Here is a 1657-nt window from a genome sequence, read left to right on the forward strand (position 1 = left end):
TCCGAGGTTTGTCAACGCGGGCCGCACGCAGCTCCTGGCGGCATCTTCGCACCCCGGCCCGCATCGAAAAACCTTCAGGAAAGCAGACATTTTCTGCACTTGCCAACTTGATCATCGAGTACCCGGAAAGCGGACGTTTACGTTAATCAGCCATGGGAAGCCTTTGAACCGACGCCTAATGGGATGCAAACGCGGCATCTGTATGCCGTGGTCAAGGTCGGCTCTGGGCCGTCATGGCATCCGGTGCGGCAACAATCAATGACACATTGACCCCTGTTCTACCGTTGGGCGCTTTCAAGATAGAATAGCAGTCCGGCGAGCTCTCGCGGCGTCGGAGTCAGAACGCCGCCGATTTCGACTGGGACGAGGTCTTCTGCCATCGCACCGCCAAACTCAGGCATCACCCGGGAGAGGTGGCTGTTTTGCGGATCGCCATAGATGTAGCTCAAAGCACGTGCTTGCGGAAAACTGCCGCCATTTCTCTCGCTGAGTGTCGTTAGATCCGGCGGAGTAACAGGTAAACTGGCAGCTTCCGGACCACCCCCTCGCGCATCGGCACCGTGGCAAGTCGAGCAATTAGTTAAGAAAAACGCTTCCCCGTCAGCACGTGTGGGCATCGCATTTTCTTCCCGGACGAGTTCCGAACACGATGCAACAAGCGTTGTCATGAGCCACACTAAAGCGAGCCGGCGACAATTGATCATTAGCATCTCCTTTTCTGGAGAGAGACAAAGGCAAAACTCATGCCTCGGGCATAAAGACAGACTGTGTCAGGTGGATAAATTAGTCGAAACACCCGAGTTCTCACATTTTACCAAGCGCGGCGATGAGGTCTCTGGACGCAACCTGGAGTCCACGCCGTCGTGTCACGTGAAGTGACCTGCAGTCTAGTTTGCGCGTTTTCGCGCTTCAGGATGTAGGGCTGCTCCAAGGATATGTTCAGATCGGTGTATCACGTGATTTGCCTGGCCAACTATCAGCGGGTCAGGAGCATCAACAATCTCAAGGTCCTTTCCAGGGTAGTCCAAAGTAGACAAAAAGTGGCGCATACAATTCAGGCGGGCTCGTTTCTTGTCGTTGGATTTGACGATGGTCCACGGGGCATCCGCCGTGTCCGTGTAAAAGAACATCGCTTCTTTTGCCTCGGTATAGTCATCCCACTTGTCTAGGCTGGCTTTGTCAATTGGTGACAGTTTCCATTGCTTCAAAGGATCTGTCTCGCGGCTTTTGAACCGGTTTTTCTGCTCCGGTTGGGTGACCGAAAACCAATATTTGTAAAACCTTATGCCTGATCGCACGAGCATGCGTTCCAATTCAGGAGCTTGTCTCATAAACTCCAGGTATTCGTTGGGATCACAAAACCCCATTACCCGCTCCACGCCTGCTCGATTGTACCAGGAGCGATCAAAGAAAACCATTTCACCAGATGTAGGCAGCTCCTGAACATAACGTTGGAAATACCATTGCCCACGCTCTTCATCGGTTGGCTTGTTCAATGCGACAATTCGAGCCGCTCGTGGATTCAGGTGCTCCATAAATCGCTTTATCGTGCCGCCCTTACCGGCCGCATCACGTCCTTCAAAGAGCAATGCGAATTTCTGTCCGGTCTGCTGTGCCCAAATCTGGACTTTGAGCAGCTCTGCCTGGAGCTTAGCTT

General features: G+C 53.0%; 2 protein-coding genes. Both read right to left on the minus strand.

Annotated features, from left to right (window positions below; all coding sequences use genetic code 11):
* Positions 1–278: 278 nt before the first annotated feature.
* Positions 279–668 carry a c-type cytochrome gene (locus tag ACR0K1_RS25545; protein WP_480852313.1) on the minus strand — a complete coding sequence of 130 codons (390 nt, stop codon included), beginning with the start codon at positions 666–668 and terminating at the stop codon, positions 279–281.
* 219 nt (positions 669–887) lie between these two features.
* A partial coding sequence (gene ppk2, locus ACR0K1_RS25550) for a polyphosphate kinase 2 (RefSeq protein WP_480852314.1) occupies positions 888–1657 on the minus strand: 770 nt, incomplete at its 5' end.

The sequence above is a fragment of the Ruegeria sp. F5 genome (genome assembly GCF_056533845.1).